This is a genomic window from Paraburkholderia sp. RL17-383-BIF-A, from assembly GCF_046028015.1.
Taxonomy (GTDB): domain Bacteria; phylum Pseudomonadota; class Gammaproteobacteria; order Burkholderiales; family Burkholderiaceae; genus Paraburkholderia.
Window position 1 is genome coordinate 13,582 of record NZ_JARESR010000018.1, and the last position, 20,059, is coordinate 33,640.

17 protein-coding genes are annotated in these 20,059 nt (G+C 63.7%); 9 read left to right on the forward strand and 8 right to left on the reverse strand.

Features of this window, described 5'->3' with window-relative positions:
• Nucleotides 1–215: 215 nt before the first annotated feature.
• Nucleotides 216–1,103 carry a crotonase/enoyl-CoA hydratase family protein gene (locus tag P0D71_RS20690; RefSeq protein WP_091807999.1) on the forward strand — a complete coding sequence of 296 codons (888 nt, stop codon included), beginning with the start codon at nt 216–218 and terminating at the stop codon, nt 1,101–1,103.
• A 77-nt stretch (nt 1,104–1,180) separates the two neighbouring features.
• Here the strand turns inward: P0D71_RS20690 and pdeR are convergent, their stop codons facing one another.
• Both pdeR and P0D71_RS20700 read right to left on the reverse strand, forming a co-directional pair.
• Entirely contained in the window at nt 1,181–3,184 is a 2,004-nt protein-coding gene (pdeR, locus tag P0D71_RS20695; RefSeq protein ID WP_091808001.1) for a cyclic di-GMP phosphodiesterase, read from the reverse strand.
• 206 nt (nt 3,185–3,390) lie between these two features.
• Nucleotides 3,391–7,968, reverse strand: a complete 4,578-nt coding sequence (locus P0D71_RS20700; RefSeq protein WP_408481837.1) for a DEAD/DEAH box helicase — start codon at nt 7,966–7,968, stop codon at nt 3,391–3,393.
• A gap of 308 nt (nt 7,969–8,276) precedes the next feature.
• Here P0D71_RS20700 and P0D71_RS20705 point away from each other — a divergent pair, with 308 nt between their 5' ends.
• Nucleotides 8,277–9,326: an aldo/keto reductase gene (locus P0D71_RS20705; RefSeq protein WP_408481839.1), complete on the forward strand. Its 1,050-nt coding sequence runs from the start codon at nt 8,277–8,279 to the stop codon at nt 9,324–9,326.
• 234 nt (nt 9,327–9,560) lie between these two features.
• Here P0D71_RS20705 and P0D71_RS20710 read toward each other — a convergent pair whose 3' ends face one another.
• A complete protein-coding gene (locus P0D71_RS20710) occupies nt 9,561–9,917 on the reverse strand; it encodes a carboxymuconolactone decarboxylase family protein (protein WP_408481841.1) in 357 nt (118 codons plus the stop codon).
• A 115-nt stretch (nt 9,918–10,032) separates the two neighbouring features.
• Between P0D71_RS20710 and P0D71_RS20715 the strand changes: the two genes are divergently transcribed.
• Nucleotides 10,033–10,995: a cupin domain-containing protein gene (locus tag P0D71_RS20715; protein ID WP_408481842.1), complete on the forward strand. Its 963-nt coding sequence runs from the start codon at nt 10,033–10,035 to the stop codon at nt 10,993–10,995.
• Here the strand turns inward: P0D71_RS20715 and P0D71_RS20720 are convergent, their stop codons facing one another.
• The 5 genes from P0D71_RS20720 to P0D71_RS20740 all read right to left on the reverse strand — a co-directional run bounded on the left by P0D71_RS20720 (nt 10,996) and on the right by P0D71_RS20740 (nt 15,638).
• On the reverse strand, nt 10,996–11,565 hold the full coding sequence (locus P0D71_RS20720) for an FUSC family protein (protein ID WP_408186409.1): 570 nt from the start codon (nt 11,563–11,565) through the stop codon (nt 10,996–10,998).
• A gap of 132 nt (nt 11,566–11,697) precedes the next feature.
• A complete protein-coding gene (locus P0D71_RS20725; RefSeq protein WP_091809255.1) occupies nt 11,698–13,017 on the reverse strand; it encodes a cation:proton antiporter in 1,320 nt (439 codons plus the stop codon).
• Between the two features lie 78 nt (nt 13,018–13,095).
• Nucleotides 13,096–13,482: a DUF3175 domain-containing protein gene (locus P0D71_RS20730; protein WP_408297533.1), complete on the reverse strand. Its 387-nt coding sequence runs from the start codon at nt 13,480–13,482 to the stop codon at nt 13,096–13,098.
• Between the two features lie 164 nt (nt 13,483–13,646).
• Nucleotides 13,647–14,174, reverse strand: coding sequence for a PRC-barrel domain-containing protein (locus tag P0D71_RS20735; protein WP_408481843.1), 528 nt, complete (start codon nt 14,172–14,174; stop codon nt 13,647–13,649).
• Nucleotides 14,175–14,435: 261 nt separating this feature from the next.
• Nucleotides 14,436–15,638 carry a DNA topoisomerase IB gene (locus tag P0D71_RS20740; protein WP_408481845.1) on the reverse strand — a complete coding sequence of 401 codons (1,203 nt, stop codon included), beginning with the start codon at nt 15,636–15,638 and terminating at the stop codon, nt 14,436–14,438.
• Between the two features lie 234 nt (nt 15,639–15,872).
• On the opposite strand from P0D71_RS20740, the gene P0D71_RS20745 reads away from it, so the two are divergent.
• From P0D71_RS20745 to P0D71_RS20770, 6 genes are all read left to right on the forward strand, one after another.
• Nucleotides 15,873–16,214, forward strand: a complete 342-nt coding sequence (locus tag P0D71_RS20745; RefSeq protein ID WP_408186405.1) for a chemotaxis protein — start codon at nt 15,873–15,875, stop codon at nt 16,212–16,214.
• Nucleotides 16,215–16,384: 170 nt separating this feature from the next.
• Nucleotides 16,385–16,936, forward strand: a complete 552-nt coding sequence (locus tag P0D71_RS20750) for a type 1 glutamine amidotransferase domain-containing protein (protein ID WP_408481847.1) — start codon at nt 16,385–16,387, stop codon at nt 16,934–16,936.
• A 93-nt stretch (nt 16,937–17,029) separates the two neighbouring features.
• Nucleotides 17,030–17,593, forward strand: a complete 564-nt coding sequence (locus P0D71_RS20755) for a DUF4142 domain-containing protein (protein ID WP_091808017.1) — start codon at nt 17,030–17,032, stop codon at nt 17,591–17,593.
• Nucleotides 17,590–17,934 carry a DUF1488 family protein gene (locus P0D71_RS20760; protein WP_091808019.1) on the forward strand — a complete coding sequence of 115 codons (345 nt, stop codon included), beginning with the start codon at nt 17,590–17,592 and terminating at the stop codon, nt 17,932–17,934. The genes P0D71_RS20755 and P0D71_RS20760 overlap by 4 nt, the downstream gene beginning before the upstream one ends.
• A 94-nt stretch (nt 17,935–18,028) precedes the next feature.
• Nucleotides 18,029–18,610, forward strand: coding sequence for a glycine zipper domain-containing protein (locus P0D71_RS20765; RefSeq protein WP_408481849.1), 582 nt, complete (start codon nt 18,029–18,031; stop codon nt 18,608–18,610).
• A gap of 790 nt (nt 18,611–19,400) precedes the next feature.
• Nucleotides 19,401–19,853 carry a PA2169 family four-helix-bundle protein gene (locus P0D71_RS20770; protein WP_091808027.1) on the forward strand — a complete coding sequence of 151 codons (453 nt, stop codon included), beginning with the start codon at nt 19,401–19,403 and terminating at the stop codon, nt 19,851–19,853.
• Nucleotides 19,854–20,059 lie beyond the last annotated feature (206 nt).

Consider the following 20,059-nt stretch of genomic DNA (forward strand, 5'->3'; position numbering starts at 1 on the left):
GCCTATTTGTGGGTCATTTTCGCCCATCATCGGTGCGCAAGCGTTTGCGTTCACGGAACCCGCCACCCAACCCTCACCCTCCCGCAGAGCACCGTCTGGCGGGGCTTTGCTCGCGGCTTGCATTCATCTGTTGGTTACCCCGCTCCCATCCGATTCCGGTCTGCTTTAGGCTCGCATTGCAATACCAGTGTTTAACCTTAAAAGGACCGTTCAAAATGAATCTCCATAACCACCACGCCTGCCGTCCGTTCCTCGAGGCCGGCAATCTTTCGCAAATTTCCGCTTACTACGAAGAAGGCCGCAACATCATGTGGATGATGTTGCGGGCGCAGCCGCGTCCCTGTTTCAATCTCGACCTGGTGCATGACATTCTGGAACTCGCGCAGGCGGCACGGGACTCGGGATTGCCGATCGACTTCTGGGTCACCGGCTCGTTGATTCCGACCATGTACAACGTCGGCGGCGATCTGGACTTCTTCGCGGACGCGATCCGCACCGGCAAGCGTCAGGCACTGATGGCGTATGCGCGAGCGTGTGTCGATTGCGTGCATGCGGCGTCGCGGGGGTTCGACACGGGGGCGATTTCGATTGCGATGGTGGAGGGCACGGCACTCGGTGGGGGCTTCGAGGCCGCGCTCGCGCATCATTTCCTGCTCGCGCAGACTGACGCGCGCATGGGCTTCCCGGAGATCGCGTTCAATCTGTTCCCGGGCATGGGCGGCTACTCACTGGTGGCGCGCAAAGTCGGCATGCGGCTCGCGGAGGAACTGATCGGCGTCGGAGAATCGCATACGGCAGAATGGCATTACGGCAAAGGTCTGGTCGATCAACTGTTCGAGCCGGGCGAAGCCTATATGGCGACCCGTACCTTCATCGACACGCTCAAGCCCAAAATGAACGGCATCCGGGCGATGCTGCGGGCTCGCCAGCGCGTGCTGCAACTCTCGCGCGCCGAGTTGATGGAAATCACGGAGGATTGGGTGGAAGCGGCCTTCACGATCGAAGAGAAGGATCTGGCCTTCATGGAACGGCTGGTGATGCTGCAGAACCGGCGGACCTCGAACCTGCGCCAGACGGCGGTCAGTACGGCCAATTTCGCCTGAAAGAGCCTGGGGCCAAACACAATAAGCCGCAAGGGGGGCGGCTCCCCCAGGGAAGTTCCCATGGGGCGCACGGAGGCTCAGGCGATCAGTCTGAGCTTCTGTCTATCCTGCAACCAGCGTTCGAATTCAGGCGCCGGCATGGCCTGGCCGTACAGGAAGCCCTGCACGTAGTCGACGCCCAGCCCCTTCATGAACAATTCTTCCGACTCGGTCTCGATCCCTTCGGCGACCACCTTGAAATTCAGCTCCTGCGCGACGACCACCATGGAGCGCACCAGCGCTTGCGCCTTGGTGTCGGCGTTGATCGAACGCACGAAGCTGCGGTCGAGCTTGATGACGTCGAGCGGAATACGGCCGAGCTGCGACAGCGACGAATAGCCCGTGCCGAAATCGTCCAGATGAACCTGCGCGCCGAGTTGGCGGAACTGCTTGATCAGGTCGATCGCAGCCGTTTCGTCTTCGATCAGGCAGCTTTCGGTCAGTTCGAGATCGATCAGGCAGGGGTCGAGATTCGCGTTCTGCAGCGCCTCCGTGAAATGGCGGACCACCGCCGTATCGACGAGTTGCCGCGCCGACACGTTGATCGCGATACGCAGGTTGTAGCCGTCGGCTTTCCATTTGGCGGCCTGTTTCGCGGCCGTTTCCATGACCCAGCGGCCGAGCACGCCGATCAAGCCGGACTCTTCCGCATAACGGATGAACTCGGCCGGCATGATTTGCCCACGCTCGGGAGAATTCCAGCGCACCAGCGCTTCGGCGCCCTGGACCACGCCGGTGGTGAGCGACAGTTTCGGCTGGTAATGCAGAGTCAGTTGGCCCTCTTCGAGACCGCGCCGCAAGTTGGTGTCGAGCCACATATACTCGGCGACCTTGCGGTTCATTTCCGGTGAGAACACGCGGTGCGTGCGTTTGCCTTCGTCTTTGGCGACGTACATGGCGGTGTCGGCGGAACGGATCAGCGATTCGAGGCTGTCGCCGTGTTCCGGATACAACGCGATGCCGATCGAGCAGCCCGTGTAGACCTCCACGAGCCCGAGGCTGAACGGCGTGCGCATGCGTTCGAGCACGCGCTGCGCGGTGGCTTCGAGTTCGCGCGCCTTGCCCTTGGCCGCGAGCACGATGAATTCGTCGCCACCCAGGCGCGCAAGCGTATCGCCTTCGTTCAGGCAGAGGCCGATGGCAGTGGACACGTCGCGAATCAGGCGGTCGCCGAACACGTGGCCGTAGTGATCGTTGACCTTCTTGAAGTTGTCGAGGTCGAGAAACAGCACGCCGACTTCTTCGCCCGGCGCGGCGTCTTCAATGGCGGTGCGGATTTTGTCCTGGATCGCGTTGCGGTTCGCGAGGCCGGTGAGCGAGTCGGTATTCGCCAGTTCGGTGAGGCGTTCCTGCGCGAGCCGTTCCTCGGTGATGTCGGTGCCCGAGCAGATCAGGAATTGTTCTTCGACGCCGCTGCCGCTGTGAACGAACTTGTTGCGGAACAGGAAGAGCCGTTCGCCATGCACCGTTTTGACGCGCCGCTCGACTTCGTACGACACGCCGCGATTGAAGAAGCCCGCAATGTTCTGACTGGAGGCCGCGCCGTCTTCGGTGGACATGAACAGCGCCCACACGTTGCGGCCGATGATGTTTTCCTCCTTGACGCCCGTGAGTTCCTCCGCGAGCCGGTTGAAGCGTTGTATCCGGCCGTGCCGGTCGACGATCACGACGACCGAATTCACTTCCGACACGACCTGCTCGGCGAACGAGAGGCCGTGGACCAGATCGCGCGCGACGGACTCGGTGTCGTCATAAGCGGAGGCGGTGCCGGCCCAGGAGTTACTGGTGAGCTTCTTGCCGACCAGATGCAGGCGCAACGGCTCGCCGAACAGCCGAACGTCGAGGACGAGATGCGAGGTCACGCCGGTCAGGCAACGGATTTGCGAGGCCTGCTGAGGATTCAGAGGAATGGCGACATTGGCAGGCACATCGCCGGTGACGGGCGTGAGTTCGAGCGCGTTGCTGTCGTTCGACAGACGCCAGCATGGGCTGCTTGTGCCGAACTGGGCAAAAAGCACCTGGTCGTGTTGGTCGTCGTTCATGAGATCCCCGGGCGGTGTGTGCCGTTGGCCGTCTTGAAGGCGGAGTCGGCAAACAGTCTTCATCATACTTAAGACTGTCCCCATTGTAGCGAAGCGGCTGGCGTTCGGGCTTAGAAAGATTAACGGTTGGTAAACCTGCTGTCTTTAGGGTTGATTTACGCTGAATTAGTCGTGAAATTGTGACCGCCGATACGCGCGCCCAGCGGTCAAAAACGCCGCGCGAGCCATGCACGAGCCTGTTCCCTCTCGGAGGGAACCGTTTCCAGCAAGGGATCGAACCAGAAAGCCCCTGCCACCAGCGTGGCTACCACGACACCGTCGCGATACAGAATCCGGTTGCCCGCTACCGCGGGGACGCGTTCGCCAACAAGCAAAGTGCCCGCGAGATTCAAGGGGTCCGTGCCTGCGACGCACACAAAAGCACTATCGTTCGCATGCCGTCGCACTTCTCGCAGTACCGGAATCGCTTCAGGCAGGGCAAATTGTTCGCCCGCGAGCCCATTCACAAAACGCCCGCCGCGAATCACACCACGCGCTTCGAGCCGCTGGAACACGCGCAAAAGATCTCGCCATGGCGGCAGCCAATCCGCCTCGCGTTCGAGCAGTCGCCAGAACACCACGCCGTAACGTCGCAATAGCGTCATTGCGACATGCTCCAGGACTTCCGGCGGCAATTGCCGGCGACGCTGCTCCGGCGCGGTCGCGGACGCCACAGCAGCGGTGGGACGGGTAACGAGTGCCCAGCGGCCCGCGTCGTCCATACCGCCGATCAGCGCGCTCGAGCGCGCGCGCCGGTTGCTGGAAAACGCATTGCGTTTGGCCACCGGCTTGAGCAGTGCACGCAGGCCCGCGAAACTGTCTGAATTCACGAGACCCGCGGCCACCAGTTCGCCCAGTGCGCTCTCCAGTTCCATACGCAATACGCGAACCTCCGCCAGCAGTTCGTCGAAGAACATCGCGCCGTGTTGCACGAGCGCGTCGTACACGCTTTGCGCGCGGGCCGATAACTCCGGTTGCTTCGACGGATCGAGCAACGCGCTCCACACGCGCACTTGCACGCGTGGCAGCAACACGATGGGCGTGCTGCGGACCGGCCCGGCGGCGCCGCGTGCGCGCTCCGTCAGTCGGGTCCAGACTATCTTGCCGGCGCGGCATAGTTCGTCGAGCGAAGTATTCGCATACGCCTTCACGCGTGCGGGCAGAATGTCTTCCTCCCAGGCGCCCGCCGCCGCCTGGAAGCCTTCGAGTTGGTCGAGCACAGCCGCGAGGGCGTCGCGTCCTTCGCTGCGCGTGTCCGGCGTCAAGTGTTGCCACTCGAACAGAAAGCGCATGAAGTCGTGCCGTTCCACCGGCTCGATTTCACGGCGCAGGCGCTTCACCGTGTAACGGTGTATGCGCGCAAGGAGGTGACGTTCGCACCATTCTTCTTCGCCCGCTTGCGGCGTGAAGCGCCCGCGCATCACGTAGCCTTCGGCTTCGAGGCGCATCAGGCTCTGCTCGACCGATGCCGCCGGCAAGTGCAGCGCCCCGGCAATCGCGCTGACCGGCAGCGGCCCGAAGCCCGTCAGACGCGCGCGGAGCACGTCGAGCAGGGCGTCCTCGGCGGTCCAGCTCTCGCTATAGCCTTTCGGCGCGGCGAGCAGGGGCGCAAAGCTGGCGCCCGGATAGAGCGACTCGAAACAGGTGAGGCGCTCGACCGGCAGCCACACAGCGTCGCCGTCGGCTATCCACAGCCGGGTGGCGCGGCCGGATTCGGCCAGCGCCGCGAGCCACGCCGGCCAGCCATCGTGACGACGCGCTTCGGCCTCGGTGATGCAGGCGAGGCCCGTCAACGCTTCATGCATCTCGTCGGTATTGCGCGCCTGCGGCCATGCTTCGTCGCGCACGCTTTCGATAGCGCCGGCATCCAGCGCGCCAAGATCGTTGGCACTCGACGGGTCCGTCCAGCGTCGGCTCAGCACGGCTTGCGTGCGGCGTTCCTCGATGGGCGCGTCGTCGAGGTACGCGTAGGGTTTTGCATTGAGGATTTCGGCCGCGAGCGGCGAGGGCGCCGGCAAGTCGCGCGCAACCAGTTGAATGTCGCCCTGTTCGATACGGCGCAGCAGCGCGAGCCAGCGTTCGCTGTCCATTGCTTCGTGCAGACAGTCGTCGACGGTTTGGTCCACTAACGGATGACTCGGCAGTTCGCGTTCGCCGACTACGTTCTCCAGACACGCCGCCTGCTCGGGGAACACGTTCGCCAGCAAATCCTCGCTGCGCATGCGCTGCAATTGCGGCGCGGTTTTGCGCCCGCCGGTGTAACGCGGCAGGCCGAGCGCGGTGGTCGCGTTCCAGCGCCAGCGCACGCCGAACAGCGGCGCATCGAGCAGCGCCTGAATCAGCAGATGCTCCGCGCTGTTCGAATGCAGATAGCGCCACACGTCGTCGAGCACGAAGGAATGGCTGCCGGTCAGCGAGAGGACGATCGCGTCTTCGGTGGCGGCGGCTTGCAATTCGAAGTTGAAGGTCCGGCATAACCGCTTGCGCAGCGCGAGGCCCCACGCGCGGTTCACGCGGCTGCCGAACGGTGCGTGGATCACGAGTTGGGTGCCGCCGGATTCGTCGAAGAAACGCTCCATGACTAGCGTGTTCTGCGTGGGCAGCACGCTGAGCGCGGCGCGCGCGCGGGCGAGATAGTCGACGATCTGGCGTGCGGCGGCTTCGTCGAGACCGAGGTTGTGGATGAGCCAGTCGGTCGCGTGGTCGAGGCGGGCGGGTAGCGTTGCGGCTTCGGCTTCGGCTTCGACCTCGGCTTCGGATACAACCTCAGCTTCGGCTTCAACGTCGGCTCCGCCCTCATTCACAGAAACGGCCGGCATCACCGAATCCTTCCCTTCGAGAAGACGCCCGATCTGCTCGCGCAAACGTGCGACGCCGAACGACAGTTCGTCGCTGCGCCCCGGTGCTTCGCCGAGCCAGAAAGGAATATTCGGCGGCTGTCCCTGCGCGTCCTCGACCCGCACGCGCCCGCTTTCGATCCGCAGAATCCGGTATGACGCGTTGCCGAGCTGAAACACGTCGCCGGCCAGACTTTCGACGGCGAAATCCTCGTTCACGGTGCCGATATTGATCGCCTGCGGTTCGAGCACCACGGCATAGTCGGCATTCTCGGGAATCGTGCCGCCCGAAGTGACGGCGACGAGCTTGCCGCCGCGCCGGCCGCGCAGCGTGCCGCTCACCACGTCGCGATGGATGTACGCGCCGCGCGGACCATTGCGGCTCGTATAGCCTTCCACGAGCATGCGCAGCACGGCGTCGTACTGGTCACGCGTCAGATCCGCGTACGGTGCGGCGCGCCGCATCATGTCGAACAGCGCGTCTTCGTTCCATTCGGCGCTCGACACTTCCGCGACGATCTGCTGGGCGAGCACGTCGAGCGGCGCGCGCGGAATACGCAGCGCGTCGAGTTCGCCGCGCCGCACGCAATCGAGCAGCGCGGCGCATTCGATCAGATCGTCACGCGACGCCGGAAAAAGCCGGCCTTTGGGCATCCCGCCGACATGATGACCCGAGCGTCCGACGCGTTGCAGGAACGGTGCGATCGCGCGCGGCGAACCCATCTGGCAGACCAGATCGACATCGCCGATATCGATGCCGAGCTCCAGCGAAGCGGTGGCGATCAGCACGCGCAGTTCGCCGCGTTTCAGGCGCTGTTCGGCGTCGAACCGATGTTCCTTGGCAAGGCTGCCGTGGTGCGCGGCGACCACGTCCTTGCCGAGCCGCTCGGTCAGATGACGCGCGGCGCGCTCGGCCATGCGCCGCGTGTTGACGAAGATCAGCGTGGTGCGGTGCATCGCCACCAGTTCGGCGAGACGATCGTAGACGCGCTCCCACACCTCGTTGGGCATCACCGCTTCGAGCGGCACCGGGGGGATCTCCAGCGCGAGGTCGCGCGCCCGGACATGACCCACGTCGACGATCGCGCAATCGGCGCGAATGCCGCTGTCGATACTCCCGCGGCCCACCAGAAAGCGCGCGACCGCGCTCACCGGCTTTTGCGTCGCTGACAGCCCGATGCGCGGCAAACGCCGCCCGCACAGCGCGTCGAGGCGCTCCAGGCTGAGCGAAAGATGGCTGCCGCGCTTGCCGCCGGCAAGCGCGTGAATTTCATCGACGATCACTGTGCGTACGGTCGCGAGCATGCGGCGTCCCGAATCCGAACCGAGCAGCACGTAAAGCGATTCAGGCGTGGTGACGAGGATGTGCGGCGCGCGTTTTTTCAACGCGTTGCGTTCCTGCTGCGTGGTGTCGCCGGTGCGCACGGCGGTACGAATGTCCAGCGCCGGCAAGCCGCGCGCTTCGAGTTCCGCGGCGATGCCTTGCAACGGCAACTGCAGATTGAGGCGGATGTCGTTGGATAGCGCCTTGAGCGGCGAAACGTACACCACCAGCGTTTCGTCGGGAAGTACGCCGCCGTTGGCGAGCCCCTGCTGGACAAGATCGTCGAGCGCGGACAGGAAGGCGGTGAGAGTCTTGCCCGAACCGGTCGGCGCGGCCACCAGCGTTGAGCGGCCACGGCGAATCTGCGGCCACGCAGCGGCCTGGGCTTCGGTCGGGGCGGGAAAGCGCTTGAGGAACCAGCTCGAGACCGCGGGATGGAAATCGGCCAGCGCATCGGCCGTCGAACGCTCCACGGCGGGCGTCGCGATGGAACCCGATGCGGTGCCGGGAGCCGCATCCAGGGCAGCGGCAGGGGTGGGGGTGGCCGAGGTCATGCTGGCATAGATGGGGGCGAGGCGTGCCATATCCAGAGGGCGGCGGGAGCGCGCCGCGTGTGTGGATCAGCAGCCAGTCTGGCAGGTTTGCGCGAGTTTTGCCCAACCCTGTTTGCCGGCGACGCAGTTTGCCGCTAAAGCGCTGGTACGGCGGCAATTTTTGCTGTCCGGGTAAAGCGGCACGCCCGGAGCACAGTCATTTAGATCGTAAGGAGTTTGAAACAAAAGCATGCGCGCTACCTGCCGTCCACGCATGCGTTTCACGCTCTGCCGGATTTTGCTAATTGCAGTACTCTCTACGCCTCACCGATCCACCAATCCATGATGGAGTCTCAACGATGCGATACAACCAGTTAGGCCGTACCGGTGTGTTTGTTTCAGAGCTATGTCTGGGCACGATGACCTTCGGCGGTGGCGAGGGCATGTGGAAGCAGATCGGCGATCTGCAGCAGGGCGACGCGGAGCGGCTGGTTGGCCGGGCGCTCGATGCGGGCATCAATTTCATCGACACAGCCGACGTCTACGCAGAAGGTCTGTCCGAACAGATCACGGGCCAGGCGCTAAAGAACCTCAAGGTGCCGCGCGACAAAGTGGTGGTGGCCACCAAGGTGTTTGGCCAGACGGGCGAGTTTCCCAACGCGCGCGGCGCGTCGCGCTACCACATCATCGACGGCGTGAAGGCGAGTTTGAAGCGTTTGCAGCTCGATCACGTCGACCTGTATCAGATCCACGGCTTCGACCCGGCCACGCCGATCGAAGAAACCGTTCGTGCACTCGACACGCTCGTGCAGCACGGCCATGTGCGCTATGTCGGCGTATCGAACTGGGCCGCGTGGCAGATCGTGAAAGCACTCGACATCTCGGAGCGGCTTGGGCTTGCGCGCTTCGAGACGCTGCAGGCGTATTACACGCTCGCGGGCCGCGATCTCGAACGTGAACTCGTACCGATGTTGCACAGCGAGGGTCTCGGGCTGATGGTGTGGAGTCCGCTCGCGGGCGGCTTGCTGAGCGGCAAATACGGACGCGAGCAGCAGGGCGAAGCGGGCAGCCGTCGCACGACCTTCGATTTTCCGCCGGTCAACCGCGAGCGCGCCTACGACTGTATCGACGTGATGCGTGAGATCGCTGGGACGAAGCAGGTGTCGGTGGCGCAGATCGCGCTTGCGTGGCTGCTGCATCAGCGCGTGGTGACATCTGTGATCGTCGGCGCGAAAAAGGTCGAGCAACTCGACGATAACATTGCGGCGACCGGCGTTTCGCTCACGGCGGACGAACTCGCCCGGCTCGATCAGGTCAGCTCGCTGCCCGCAGAATATCCGGGCTGGATGCTGGAACGTCAGGGCGAGCCGCGCCGCAAGCAGTTGGAAGAGGCGCGGCATCCGGAGTAGCAGTGGACTGAAGTGGAGCGGGCCGCGCGTGGACCGTATGTAGCGTGACAGATCAGGTGGCTCCACGCGCCGCCGCTCAGTTCGTGTGGCGGTCCAGGCGGCGGGTACAGCCTGCTCCTTGCATCGTCCAGGCGGCGGGGTACAGCCTGCTCCTCGCATCGGTCCAGGCGGCGGGGTACGGCCTGCTCCTCGCATCAGCCCATGCCCCGAGCGCCGCCTGCTCCTCGCATCGGCTCAGGCCGCGTCCGCTGCTTGCGCCGCATAGGCCGCGGCGGCGTCCATCGTGCGAGCCGAATACACCATCGCGGCGCCCGCATTGATGGCGACCGCGACGCCCAGCGCTTCGGCGATTTCGTCGCGCGTCGCGCCAAGCTTGAGCGCTTCGGCGGTGTGCACGGTGATACAACCGTCACAGCGCAGGCTCACCGCCACGGCGAGCGAAATCAGTTCGCGCGTCTTGGCGCCGAGGAGGTCTTTCTTCTGGCCGGCGCTCGACATCGCCTGATACGCCTTGACGGTATCCGGCGACAGTTTGGCGATTTCGCCGATGCGGCCGAACAGTTCTTTGCGGTATTCGATCCAGTTCAACATGGCAATGCTCCTTGTCTGCTGCGCGTCGGCGGGTGCCGGCGTCGTGAGACAAGTATTGCGCTGCGCCGCGATATCCTGAATACTCGATTCGCTCAACTTTTAGCGCGATCGTCTCATGGATACGCTTAGCCGACTGATCGACCTGGCGCGGCCCCAAGCCAGTCTCGATCTGCGTTGCCAGCTCTTGGGCGCCTTCGACATTGATCACGATCCGATGGAAGCGGGCATTGCGCCGTTTCACCTCGTGCTGGACGGCGCGTGCATCGTCGAAACCGCCGACGGCGCGCAGCACGCCCTGAGCGCGGGCGACTTCATGCTGTTTCCGCGTGGCGCGGCGCATCGTGTGCGCGACGTGAAGCGGCTGGCGGCCACCGCGCCATTGACGCTCGGCCATGACGGCATGTTGCCCGTGCGGCGCAACGACGGCCGCAACGATGGCAGCAATGATGCGCAGGTGCCTGCCGACATCGATCTTCTGTGTGGCCGCTTCGTTTACGCGCCGGGGTCGTCGGCGTTGTTGCTGAACGCATTGCCCGATCCGTTTCACGTCTCGCTAGGCGGCATGCAAACGCTGGGCTCGCTGCAAACGCTGATTGCGCTGATGCGCACCGAGGCCGAACGACGCGAGGCGGGCGCCCTTGCCATCGTTACCGCATTGAGCCAGGCGCTCTTCGCGATGGCGTTGCGCGCGCACGGCGAGCGCAACGCTTCGACTTCAGGCGTGCTCGCGCTGCTCGCCGACGCGCGTCTCGGTGCTTCCGTGCAAGGCATGCTGGGCGCTCCCGAGCGGGCGTGGACCATTGCCGAGCTCGGTGACCTCGCGGCCATGTCGCGCGCGACTTACGCGCGCCATTTCAATGAGCGCGCGGGCATGACCGTGATGGACTTTCTCACGCAGATCCGTATGACCATTGCGTGCGATCTGCTGCGACGCACGCAGCGTAGCGCGGCCGAGATCGGCGAGGCGGTGGGCTATCAGTCGGAGGCAGCCTTCGGCAGGGCGTTTCAGCAAAGCGTGGGGGTGACGCCCGGACGTTACCGGCGTGCTCCGCACGACAACGATGTGACGCCGGGCTAGCTAGGCCTTGTTCGGTTTGCCGAACCAGCGCTGCTCGATCCACGTCATGAGAAACGCTACCAGCAGTGCGCAGACCGTGCCGAGCGTCACCTCGCCGAGGCGCATCAAGGCTTTGTCCCACGCCGGGCCGATGCCCGGCACCAGCAGCATGATCGTTGCGGTAATGCCGCCCAGACGCGCCGCGCTACCCACGTTCAGGATCCAGCACATGATGATCGCCACGCCGACCGTGGCCGCGTAGGCCGCGAAATAACCGGCGCCGAGCGTCGTGCCCACGAGTCCGCACAAGCCGCCGACCATCGCGCCGATGAATTGATCGCGCGACAGGTTGCGGGTGTCGATATAGCTATGCTGGCTGACCGCAATCGCCGTGATGCACGCCCAGAAGGCCTGCTCGGTATGCAGCGCACGGCCGATGGCGAACGCGAGGCTCGCGCCCGCGACGGCCTGCACGGCCATGAAGCTGCCTTCCATCAAACGCTCGCGGGGCGGCAATGCCTTGAGAAATGCAAACAGCGAGTTGGCGGCGCTCGCCCGTGCCGTACGTTCTGAATCGTCGCGTGAGGTCATTGAAGGTAAGAGGCCTTGTTGCGGCATGAAGGTCCCGTATTCTAGCGATTCAATTTAGCTTCGCGTGAAGACAGGCGCGCCCGCGCATGCCAATGGAAAGCATCGGGAATTCACGCCGCTCAATGATCGTGGCTAGCCTTCACGACTGCGCAGCCGGTGATACCAGTTCATCAACGGTGTCGCCGAGACGCCATGGACGACGACAGATGCCGCGATCACGGCGAGCGTGAGCGGCACGAGCGGCGCGACGTTGGCCGCGCTGCCGTTTTCAAGCGCGTACGCGAGGTAGTAAAACGAGCCGATGCCGCGTATGCCGAACCAGCTCATCAGCCGCCGTTGGGTCGGCGTCGCGCTCGACCCCAGCAGAGACAATTCCACCGACACCGGCCGCACCAGCACGAACAGCGCAACGGTGAGCGAAACGGTTTGCCAGGTGAAGAGCGGTGCGGTCATCGTGGCGAGTACGTTGCCGACCATTGCCATGACGGCGACTTCGGCGATGCGTTCGAGTTCGATCGTGAAACCGAGCACCGACTCCGTCATGAACGCATGCGCTTTGCTTGGATTCGCCGCGGTCGCTTCGACGTCTTCGGAATCGACGGTGCCGATCGCCTTGCGAGCCGACATGCCGCCGCTCGCGCGGTGTTCGACGCGGCGCATCGCGACGCCGGCCGCGAACACGGCCAGAAAACCATAGGTTTGCGCGAGTTGCGCGACGCCGAAACACAGTTCGATCAGGCCGAGCGCGAAGAAACCTTCGAGCCCGAGCGCCTGCGCGTGGCGCGTGCGCAGCCACGCCACCGCGTGCGTCGTGGCCCAGCCGAGCACGCCGCCAATGGCGAGCGCCCCCGCCACGCCCCACACAACGCTGCCCGCGAGCTTCAGGTTCAGCAGGTCACCCGCTTCAGCGGAGGGCGCGGCGCACAGCGCGAGACCGAGCAGCGCGAAGGGCAGTGCGATGCCGTCGTTCAGACCGCCTTCGCCCGAGAGCGCGAAGCGCAGCAAATCGAGGTCGCCTGGATTGTGCACTTGCACATCGTGGGCGAGCACCGGGTCGGTTGGCGCGAGTATCGCCGCGAGCAGCAAGGCCGGCCCCCAGCCCAGATGCAGCACGTACACGCCGAAGAGCGTCAGCAGCGGAATAGTCGCCAGCATGGCAAGGAAGCCGAGCCGCAGCGGCACGGTCCAGAGCTTTTCCAGCATGCCTAGCCGCAAGCGCAGGCCAATGGCAAACAGGGAGACCAGTAGCGCGACTTCAGTGAAAATGCGCAGCAGATGCGCGTCCGCGATCATGTCCAGACGCAATAGCCCGATACCGGGCGGCCCGAGGACGTAGCCGATCGCGAGGTAAAACATGGCGGCGCTGATGGGCAGCCGCCGGAGTGTCGTTGCCGCGAGACCCATGAAAACGAGCACGCCGCCAACGATCAGAAACCACAAAGTTTCGTGCATGAGCATCCGGTGAGGGCTCGCATGCAGGTGCTGCATGCTTGACCGGTTGATGAAGAAACGCGCGCCGACGCGTCTTTTTCATGGCGCGCGTCCGAATGCTTCGCGCAGCTTGCGCTTGGCCTGTTGCAAGGTATCACGGCGCGCTTTCGGCAGGTTCCTGCCCGCGCGATTGATATAGAAGTTCAGCATCGACATGGCCGACTGGAACGGTGTGCCCTTGCGGCGCCGGCTTCGCGTGGACGACTGCTTGAGCGATTGTGCGATCGACTCCGCGCTGCCGGTTTTGAAAATGTCGTGCTGGATGTCCATTGCGTCACTGGTTTCCATCACATGATGCGACCACTTCTGGGGGCTTTTCGCGCGATGCGCAGCGTGGGCCTGGGCATGCCGCTGGCGTGGTGGCCGTCCTGACTTGCCGCGCGCGACGGGGCGTTTCGATTTGCTCGTGGTTTTTCGGGTGGCCATGGCAGAGGCTCCTTATCGGCATGTGCGCGCGCTTCTGCGCGGCTTTGGTGGCTCGCAACGGCCCGCTCAAAGTGAAATGCGCCGGCTGCCGCAGAGGCGGCATGCCGGCGCATCCGCGCGGGCGCGGCGACCGGATAGCCGCATGCGCCCGCCGTGAGCGTGCTTTACAACTTCAGGCCGCCTGCTTCCGGCGCATCGGACGACGCGGGCGGAATGTCGTCGACACCGTAGTCGTCGCGTCGATCGTAACGGTCGCGGCCCCAGTAGGGTTCACTGCCGTAGTACTGATGCACGGACGTGGCCCATGTCTGATCGGCCATCGCCGGCCAATGGTCCTTGTCGAAGCCCGGTGCGTTTTTCACGCGTTCGGCGGTCATGTTCAGCACGAAGCATTTTTGCTCGGTATCCAGCGTCAATGCATGCCATGGAATGGCGAGCAGCTTGTCGCCAATGCCCAGAAAGCCGCCACTCGAAAGCACCGCATACGCGACGCGCCCCGAATTGACGTCGAGCATGATGTCCTTGATTTTGCCGATATCCTCGCCGTCGCTGCTGAGCACCTTATTGCCATCGAGCGTGGCAGCGGCCATCACGTCCGGCCCGGGACCTTCCGCAGTCGCGCTGCCTTTGCCGACGATTCGGGCGCCTTCGCCCTGACGCAGCCCTGCTTGCGTTTGTGTCTGGTTGATCATGATGTGACTCCTCTACAAGGTGGGTATGTTGAAGCTTGAGCAACGGGCGTTCCTTCGATCTTCGAGAGAGGCACATGCGGCGCAGCAGAGACGTGTTGTGTTCGAGAGCGTGTCTGCATTGCGCAAACCATCTGCGAGCGTTTCGAACACCGCGTAAAGCGTGCTGACTTGTTTGAAATTATTTCGTCCGGATTGGCGAAGCGCGCGCACGGATGTGCATTCGAAGGCGGCGATGCCGCCAGACTTCGTCGCACTTGCTCTTCAGGCCGCTTGCACGCCGGCCTTCGCATCGGTCTTCGCTGCCGCTGCCTTGCGCACCTTTCGCGACTTTTTCAGCAAACTCGTGAGCGACGTGTCGATGCTCTCCGTCACCACCGACTCCCGCGCCCTGCGACCTTTCGCGCCCGCCTGGCGCGCGAGCTTCGCCGCTCGTTTTTCGGCGTGCGCGAGGAGCGCGGCAAACGCCACCTCGTCGACTTTCAGCCCACGCCGCGTTTGACCCGGCGCGAGATTTTGCAATTCGTCTGCTTCGAATGCGCTGATCACCGCGGGGTGGATGTAGCAGCGCTTGCACACGGCCGGCGTATTGCGCAGTAGCGTGGCCACGTCCTTGACGGTCGCCACGACGTGCCGGCGCGCTTCCGCCGCGCTGCTGCAGATGAGCCGCCGCAGCGCGGCTAACGCGTAGACGCTGCCGGCCCACGTGCGATAGTCCTTGGCGGTGAAGTCCGCGCCGCTCGCACGGCGTAAGTAATCGTTGATGTCGGCGGAGCCGACGGTGCGGCGGGCGCCATCGTCGTCGAGATACTGAAACAGGTCGTGGCCCGGCAATTCAGCGCAACGCCGCACGATGCGCTTGATACGTGGATTGTTGACCGTCACGTCGTGTTCAATGCCGCTCTTGCCCCGGAACTTGAAACGCAACCGGCCGGCCTCGATCTTCACGTGTTTCTTGCGCAGCGTCGTCAATCCGTATGACTGATTGTCCCGCGCATATTCGACACTGCCGATCCGGATCAGCGTCGTGTCGAGCAATTGCACGATCGCGGCGACGACCTTGTCGCACGGCATGCCCGGCAGTTTCAGATCGCGCGCGACTCGCGCGCGAATCTTCGGCAACGCGCGGCCGAACTCGGCCATACGTTCGTATTTGTCGGCGTCGCGCGTTTCGCGCCAGCGCGGGTGATAGCGGTACTGCTTGCGGCCGCGCGCATCGCGGCCGGTTGCCTGAATGTGCCCACGCGCGTCCGGGCAGATCCAGACATTTTCATAAGCGGGCGGAATCGCGAGCGCGTTGATGCGTTTGATTTCGTCCTCGTCGTCGATGCGTTTGCCCGCCACGTCGAAGTACGCGAATCCGCCGTTCTCGCGCTTGCGCGTGATGCCGGGTTTCGCGTCGTCGGCATGGCGCAAGCCCGGCGGCATGTCGGCAGCAGCGGGTGGTTTTGCGCGCTCGTCGTCCATGCGGTCTGTACGTTCAGCGCGGCTTTGAATCGGGGTGGTCGTGGCAGCCATCGTCGCAGGTAGAAGTTTCAAGCAGGAGGCGCGTTTCGCGCCGATGACTGCGTCAAGCAAAGGCAGTGCCTAACGCGCGGCGTGGGCTTTTGCGTGCCGGGTCGCGGTTGCTTCGTGAAACAGCGGAACGGTCCTTGCGCCCACTCGCTACGGGTACCGATCAACCGAACGAAGGAGAACGCCATGAGCAGCACACTTAATCCCGATGACGAGCCGCAACAGGTCGTCAAACAAACCTCCGGCACGACAGGTGCGCTCGGTCCGAGTGATTCGTCCGATAGCGGCAGCGATGTCGCCGGCGCGAAGCGTCATGAATTCGACGTGGATTCGGAACTGGACAACCACGCACTCGAAACCGGCGACTCGGAACTCGGCAGCGACACGGATCGCGCCGGCACGGGCGAGCGTGCCGCGGCGGACGGCGATTCGACGCTCGTGCCGGATAGCGATATCGAACCGGACCGGATCATCGATCCGCTCGCCAACGACGATGACGGCCTCGACGACGATCCCCACGGTCTTTGACGGCATCGGCAGGCAACGTTGGATAGCGCAGGGATTGAACGCACAAGGCATTGGAATGAAGGCGCCTGCGGCGGCCCGCCGCACAGGCACGTCTATTGCTGATTGACTACTCATAAACCGGAACAAGCCGCGCGAGACGCGGCCCCGGCACTGAATGAAGGAGAGCACGCATGGCTGGCAAGCTGAATGGCTACAAGGTGGCAGTACTCGCGGTAGATGGTTTCGAACAGGCCGAATTGATCGAGCCGCAACGAGCGCTCGCGGAAGCGGGTGCAACGGTGCACGTCATTTCCGCCAAGCCCGGCAAGATTCAAGGTTTCAAGCACGTGGACAAGGGTGATGCCGTCGAGGTCGATCTGACTTTCGACAAGGCAAGCGCTGACGACTACGACGCCGTGGTGTTACCCGGCGGCGTGGTGAACGGGGATGCAATCCGTGTGCTGCCGCAAGCGCAGGCCTTCGTCAAGGCAGCCGACAGCGCGAAGAAACCGATCGCGGTGATCTGCCATGGCGGGTGGCTGCCGGTGTCGGCGGGAATCATCAAGGGACGTACGCTCACGAGCTGGCCGAGCCTGCAGGACGACATTCGCAACGCGGGCGGTACGTGGGTGGACAAGGAAGTGGTCGAGGACGGCAATCTGATCAGCAGCCGCAAGCCTGATGATCTGCCGGCTTTCAACCGGGCGCTGATTGGGCAGCTGTCCGCGCGCAAGGCGGCATAGGCGGGTGGCGAGCCAGGCGTGCCGATCGAGCGAATGGCGCGCTTCGTCCAGCCCGGTCCGCTTCGCGGTATCCGTCGAACAGGGAGAAAATGCATGAAATTCCGGTATCCCCTACAAGCGATGACGGTCGCGCTAAGTTTGAGCGCAGCGTCCATCGGCGCGGTCTATGCGCAAGCCAGCGACGCGCCGGCCAGTGCGGCGCCCGTCAGCGGCACGAAGCTCTCGCCTGCGGACCAGCAATTCGTTCAGGATGCCTCGAAGTCCGACGCCACCGAAATCGCTGCCAGCAGAATCGCGCTGAAAAACTCCAGCGACCCGCACGTGAAGAAGTTCGCCCAGCAGATGATTGCCGATCACACAAAACTCTCGCATGGCATGGCGGCGCTCGTGTCGAAAAAGGGCTTTACTGCGACGCCTTCAGCGGATTCCGCGCTGGTGGGCAAACTGCAGACGCTCAAGGGCAAGGAGTTCGATCAGGCGTATGTCGAGCAGATTGGCGTGGAAGCGCATCAGCGCGCGGTCGACCTGTTCCAGCAGGAAAGCACGAGCGGCACCGACTCACAGCTCAAGGCAGCGGCAATGCACGCGTTGCCGACCATCCAACATCATCTCGCGATGGCGCAGCAACTCGCCGGCGCAATGAAGGGTTCGTCATGAACGCGATCCTGCCTCGGCCGGCCTATGAGGATTCCCTTATGCAGATCACTTTTTCCGACGACAAGCCGGACTTCGACGGAGCGAATCTGACCGTGCGTTTTCTGGCGCGGGTGGACGGCGAAGCGGTTGTGTGCGCGATTACCGCGGAAGCGCTCGAGGACCATTTCGGCGCCGATTCCGCGCTCGAAGCAACGCTCATGTCGGCCTTCGACAAAGGCCGTCACCGCATCCGTTCGGTCTGCGCGGAAGCGCTCGACCAGAACAACGGAGAAGGCGTAGTGTTGCATAGTGGACTGTTCAGAGTGGAAGGCATGGAACCGGATCGCGGCACCGCGGCATAGTGCCCGCGCATGTCGCCGCTCGAGCGCGCCGAATGGCGCAGCGAGCCGCGGCGGCTGAGTCCGCAATCGCCATTCAACGATGCAAGGAGGCCTCATGTCACTCATCGTCGCAGCACGTTTCACGACTTTTCCCGCCGCTGAAGATGCGGCGCAAAAGCTCTTCAATGCAGGGTTCGTCGAAGAAGACGTCACGCTGTTTTTCGTGAATCCGCGCGGACAGCATGCGCGTTATCCGATTGGCGGCGATACCAGTACGGACGCCGGCGCGAAAGGTGCGCCCAAAGGCGCCGGCCTGGGTGTCACCATCGGCGCGGTAGCCGGCGCCGTGGTAGGGGTGGCGATCTTCGCGGCGTTTTCGGCGCCGGTCATCGTGTCGTTGATCGCGGCGGGTGTCGGCGCTTACGTGGGCTCGCTGGTCGGGGCGATGGCACGCACGCGCGAGGGCGGCCAGGCTGGCCACCGATCGCCATTTCACGAGGAAACGCGTGATTCCGGCGTGCTGGTCGCGGTGCATGTGTCGCCGGACAACCAGTTCGACGCCGCGCGCGTGCTGCGCGAAGCTGGCGGCGTTGCGATCGAGCGGGCGAGCGGCCGCTGGCAGCAAGGGCGTTGGGCGGACTTCGATCCTTTGAAGAAACCTGTGCCGCTCAACGAGTTTCGGGAAAATCACGCGTAGGTAAAGAGGCTTGAGTTCACGCTTCTCTTCGTCTGGCCCGCCGACGTGAGGTTCGACGCGGTGCTCAGCCAAGGGTGTTTAGCGAAACGGTCCGACTCACAGGTCGGACCGTTTTCTTATGGGCGTCGTGTTCACTCCATCAGGCACGTAGACGGCCGGAGCCGTCCTGCAAAGGTCCGCTCAAACCCAGATTTGCGGAGCGCTGCGTGGGCGCCGGGTTGTGCGGTCCGTTTGGTGGTCATCCCTCGTCGGCTCGCAAGCGGCTGGCACGGGGCCATCGTGCGTCGCCCCGCACGAGGGCGACGCGACTTGCGCGCTCGGGGATGCCGCTTCACGCGGTTGCATATGTTCGCGAATCTGCATCACGGTCGCCGAGGTGATGATCGCGACGGCGACCAGACATTCCGTGCTCCTGATCTTCATGGTGGATGCTCCCTGTCGTTGTTGCCTGCCCATTGTTTTCAATTCATCGGCACGTCTTGCAGTGGGTCATTGCGCTGCACGGCATGCTGCGGGCGAGCTTATTAAGCAACCACCGTGCCATTGGCCGAAAGCACGCCGGGCGCGGCTTTGCGGTGCTCCGCGTAGTAGTGGGGCGGGAATAATCTACGCGGATTGGCAAGATTGGACGTGTTAGCCGACGTGTCGCCAGGGCCATCCGCTGCGATGTGCGCCGGGCACGCATCATGCGGATAGTTCAACGAACCCCGCAGCGGGATTGCGAGCGCCGGCAATAGTGTGACGTGTCCCGTGGCGGATTCATGACTAACGAAACCCTTGGAGGTATTGAATGGCTACGAACGTTGTTTCCGTGCTGAACGATCTGGTCGAAACGTCGAAGGATGGCGAGAAGGGCTTTCGCAAGGCAGCAGAAGACGCTCACGATGCTCAACTGAAAACGCTGTTTCTTTCGCGCGCCGAAGACTGCACGCGTGGCGCGCGTGAGTTGCAGGATGCGGTTCAGGCGCTCGGCGGCAAACCCGAAACGGGCGGCAGCATGAGCGGCGCGCTGCATCGCGGCTGGGTCGACGTGAAGTCGGCAGTGACCGATCGCAGCGATCACGACATTCTGGCCGAATGTGAGAAGGGCGAGGACGTCGCGAAGAAGCGCTACCACGACGCGCTGGAAAAGGAATTGCCGGCGGATGTGCGTGCGCTGGTCGAGCGGCAGTATCAGGGCGTATTGCAGAACCATGATCGCGTGCGTGATCTGCGCGATCAATACGCAGCTGCACGGCGTTAAATCTGGGTGAACGAACTGGCGCTGGAAACGGCGCTGGTTTTTTGCGGCGGCTCAGTAGCTCAATAGTTCGGCAGGTGAGGTTGAGCCGCCGCCGGTCGCCGTAAAAGTTCGGCTCGCAACAAGAACCGTATGCCCGCAAAAAAGCCGTCGCATTATCGGACGGCTTTTGTCTTTCCTTCTGCTTGATCAACGGGAGGCGCTAACCG

Bases quoted from the DNA above. Each gene is read 5' to 3' on its own strand.
- P0D71_RS20690 (WP_091807999.1), top strand. From the start codon at position 216: ATGAATCTCCATAACCACCACGCCTGCCGTCCGTTCCTCGAGGCCGGC.
- P0D71_RS20765 (WP_408481849.1), top strand. From the start codon at position 18,029: ATGTCACTCATCGTCGCAGCACGTTTCACGACTTTTCCCGCCGCTGAA.
- P0D71_RS20740 (WP_408481845.1), bottom strand. From the start codon at position 15,638: ATGGACGACGAGCGCGCAAAACCACCCGCTGCTGCCGACATGCCGCCG.
- P0D71_RS20720 (WP_408186409.1), bottom strand. From the start codon at position 11,565: ATGACCTCACGCGACGATTCAGAACGTACGGCACGGGCGAGCGCCGCC.
- P0D71_RS20730 (WP_408297533.1), bottom strand. From the start codon at position 13,482: ATGGCCACCCGAAAAACCACGAGCAAATCGAAACGCCCCGTCGCGCGC.
- P0D71_RS20735 (WP_408481843.1), bottom strand. From the start codon at position 14,174: ATGATCAACCAGACACAAACGCAAGCAGGGCTGCGTCAGGGCGAAGGC.
- P0D71_RS20760 (WP_091808019.1), top strand. From the start codon at position 17,590: ATGAACGCGATCCTGCCTCGGCCGGCCTATGAGGATTCCCTTATGCAG.
- pdeR (WP_091808001.1), bottom strand. From the start codon at position 3,184: ATGAACGACGACCAACACGACCAGGTGCTTTTTGCCCAGTTCGGCACA.
- P0D71_RS20710 (WP_408481841.1), bottom strand. From the start codon at position 9,917: ATGTTGAACTGGATCGAATACCGCAAAGAACTGTTCGGCCGCATCGGC.
- P0D71_RS20700 (WP_408481837.1), bottom strand. From the start codon at position 7,968: ATGGCACGCCTCGCCCCCATCTATGCCAGCATGACCTCGGCCACCCCC.
- P0D71_RS20725 (WP_091809255.1), bottom strand. From the start codon at position 13,017: ATGCACGAAACTTTGTGGTTTCTGATCGTTGGCGGCGTGCTCGTTTTC.
- P0D71_RS20755 (WP_091808017.1), top strand. From the start codon at position 17,030: ATGAAATTCCGGTATCCCCTACAAGCGATGACGGTCGCGCTAAGTTTG.
- P0D71_RS20705 (WP_408481839.1), top strand. From the start codon at position 8,277: ATGCGATACAACCAGTTAGGCCGTACCGGTGTGTTTGTTTCAGAGCTA.
- P0D71_RS20770 (WP_091808027.1), top strand. From the start codon at position 19,401: ATGGCTACGAACGTTGTTTCCGTGCTGAACGATCTGGTCGAAACGTCG.
- P0D71_RS20715 (WP_408481842.1), top strand. From the start codon at position 10,033: ATGGATACGCTTAGCCGACTGATCGACCTGGCGCGGCCCCAAGCCAGT.
- P0D71_RS20750 (WP_408481847.1), top strand. From the start codon at position 16,385: ATGGCTGGCAAGCTGAATGGCTACAAGGTGGCAGTACTCGCGGTAGAT.
- P0D71_RS20745 (WP_408186405.1), top strand. From the start codon at position 15,873: ATGAGCAGCACACTTAATCCCGATGACGAGCCGCAACAGGTCGTCAAA.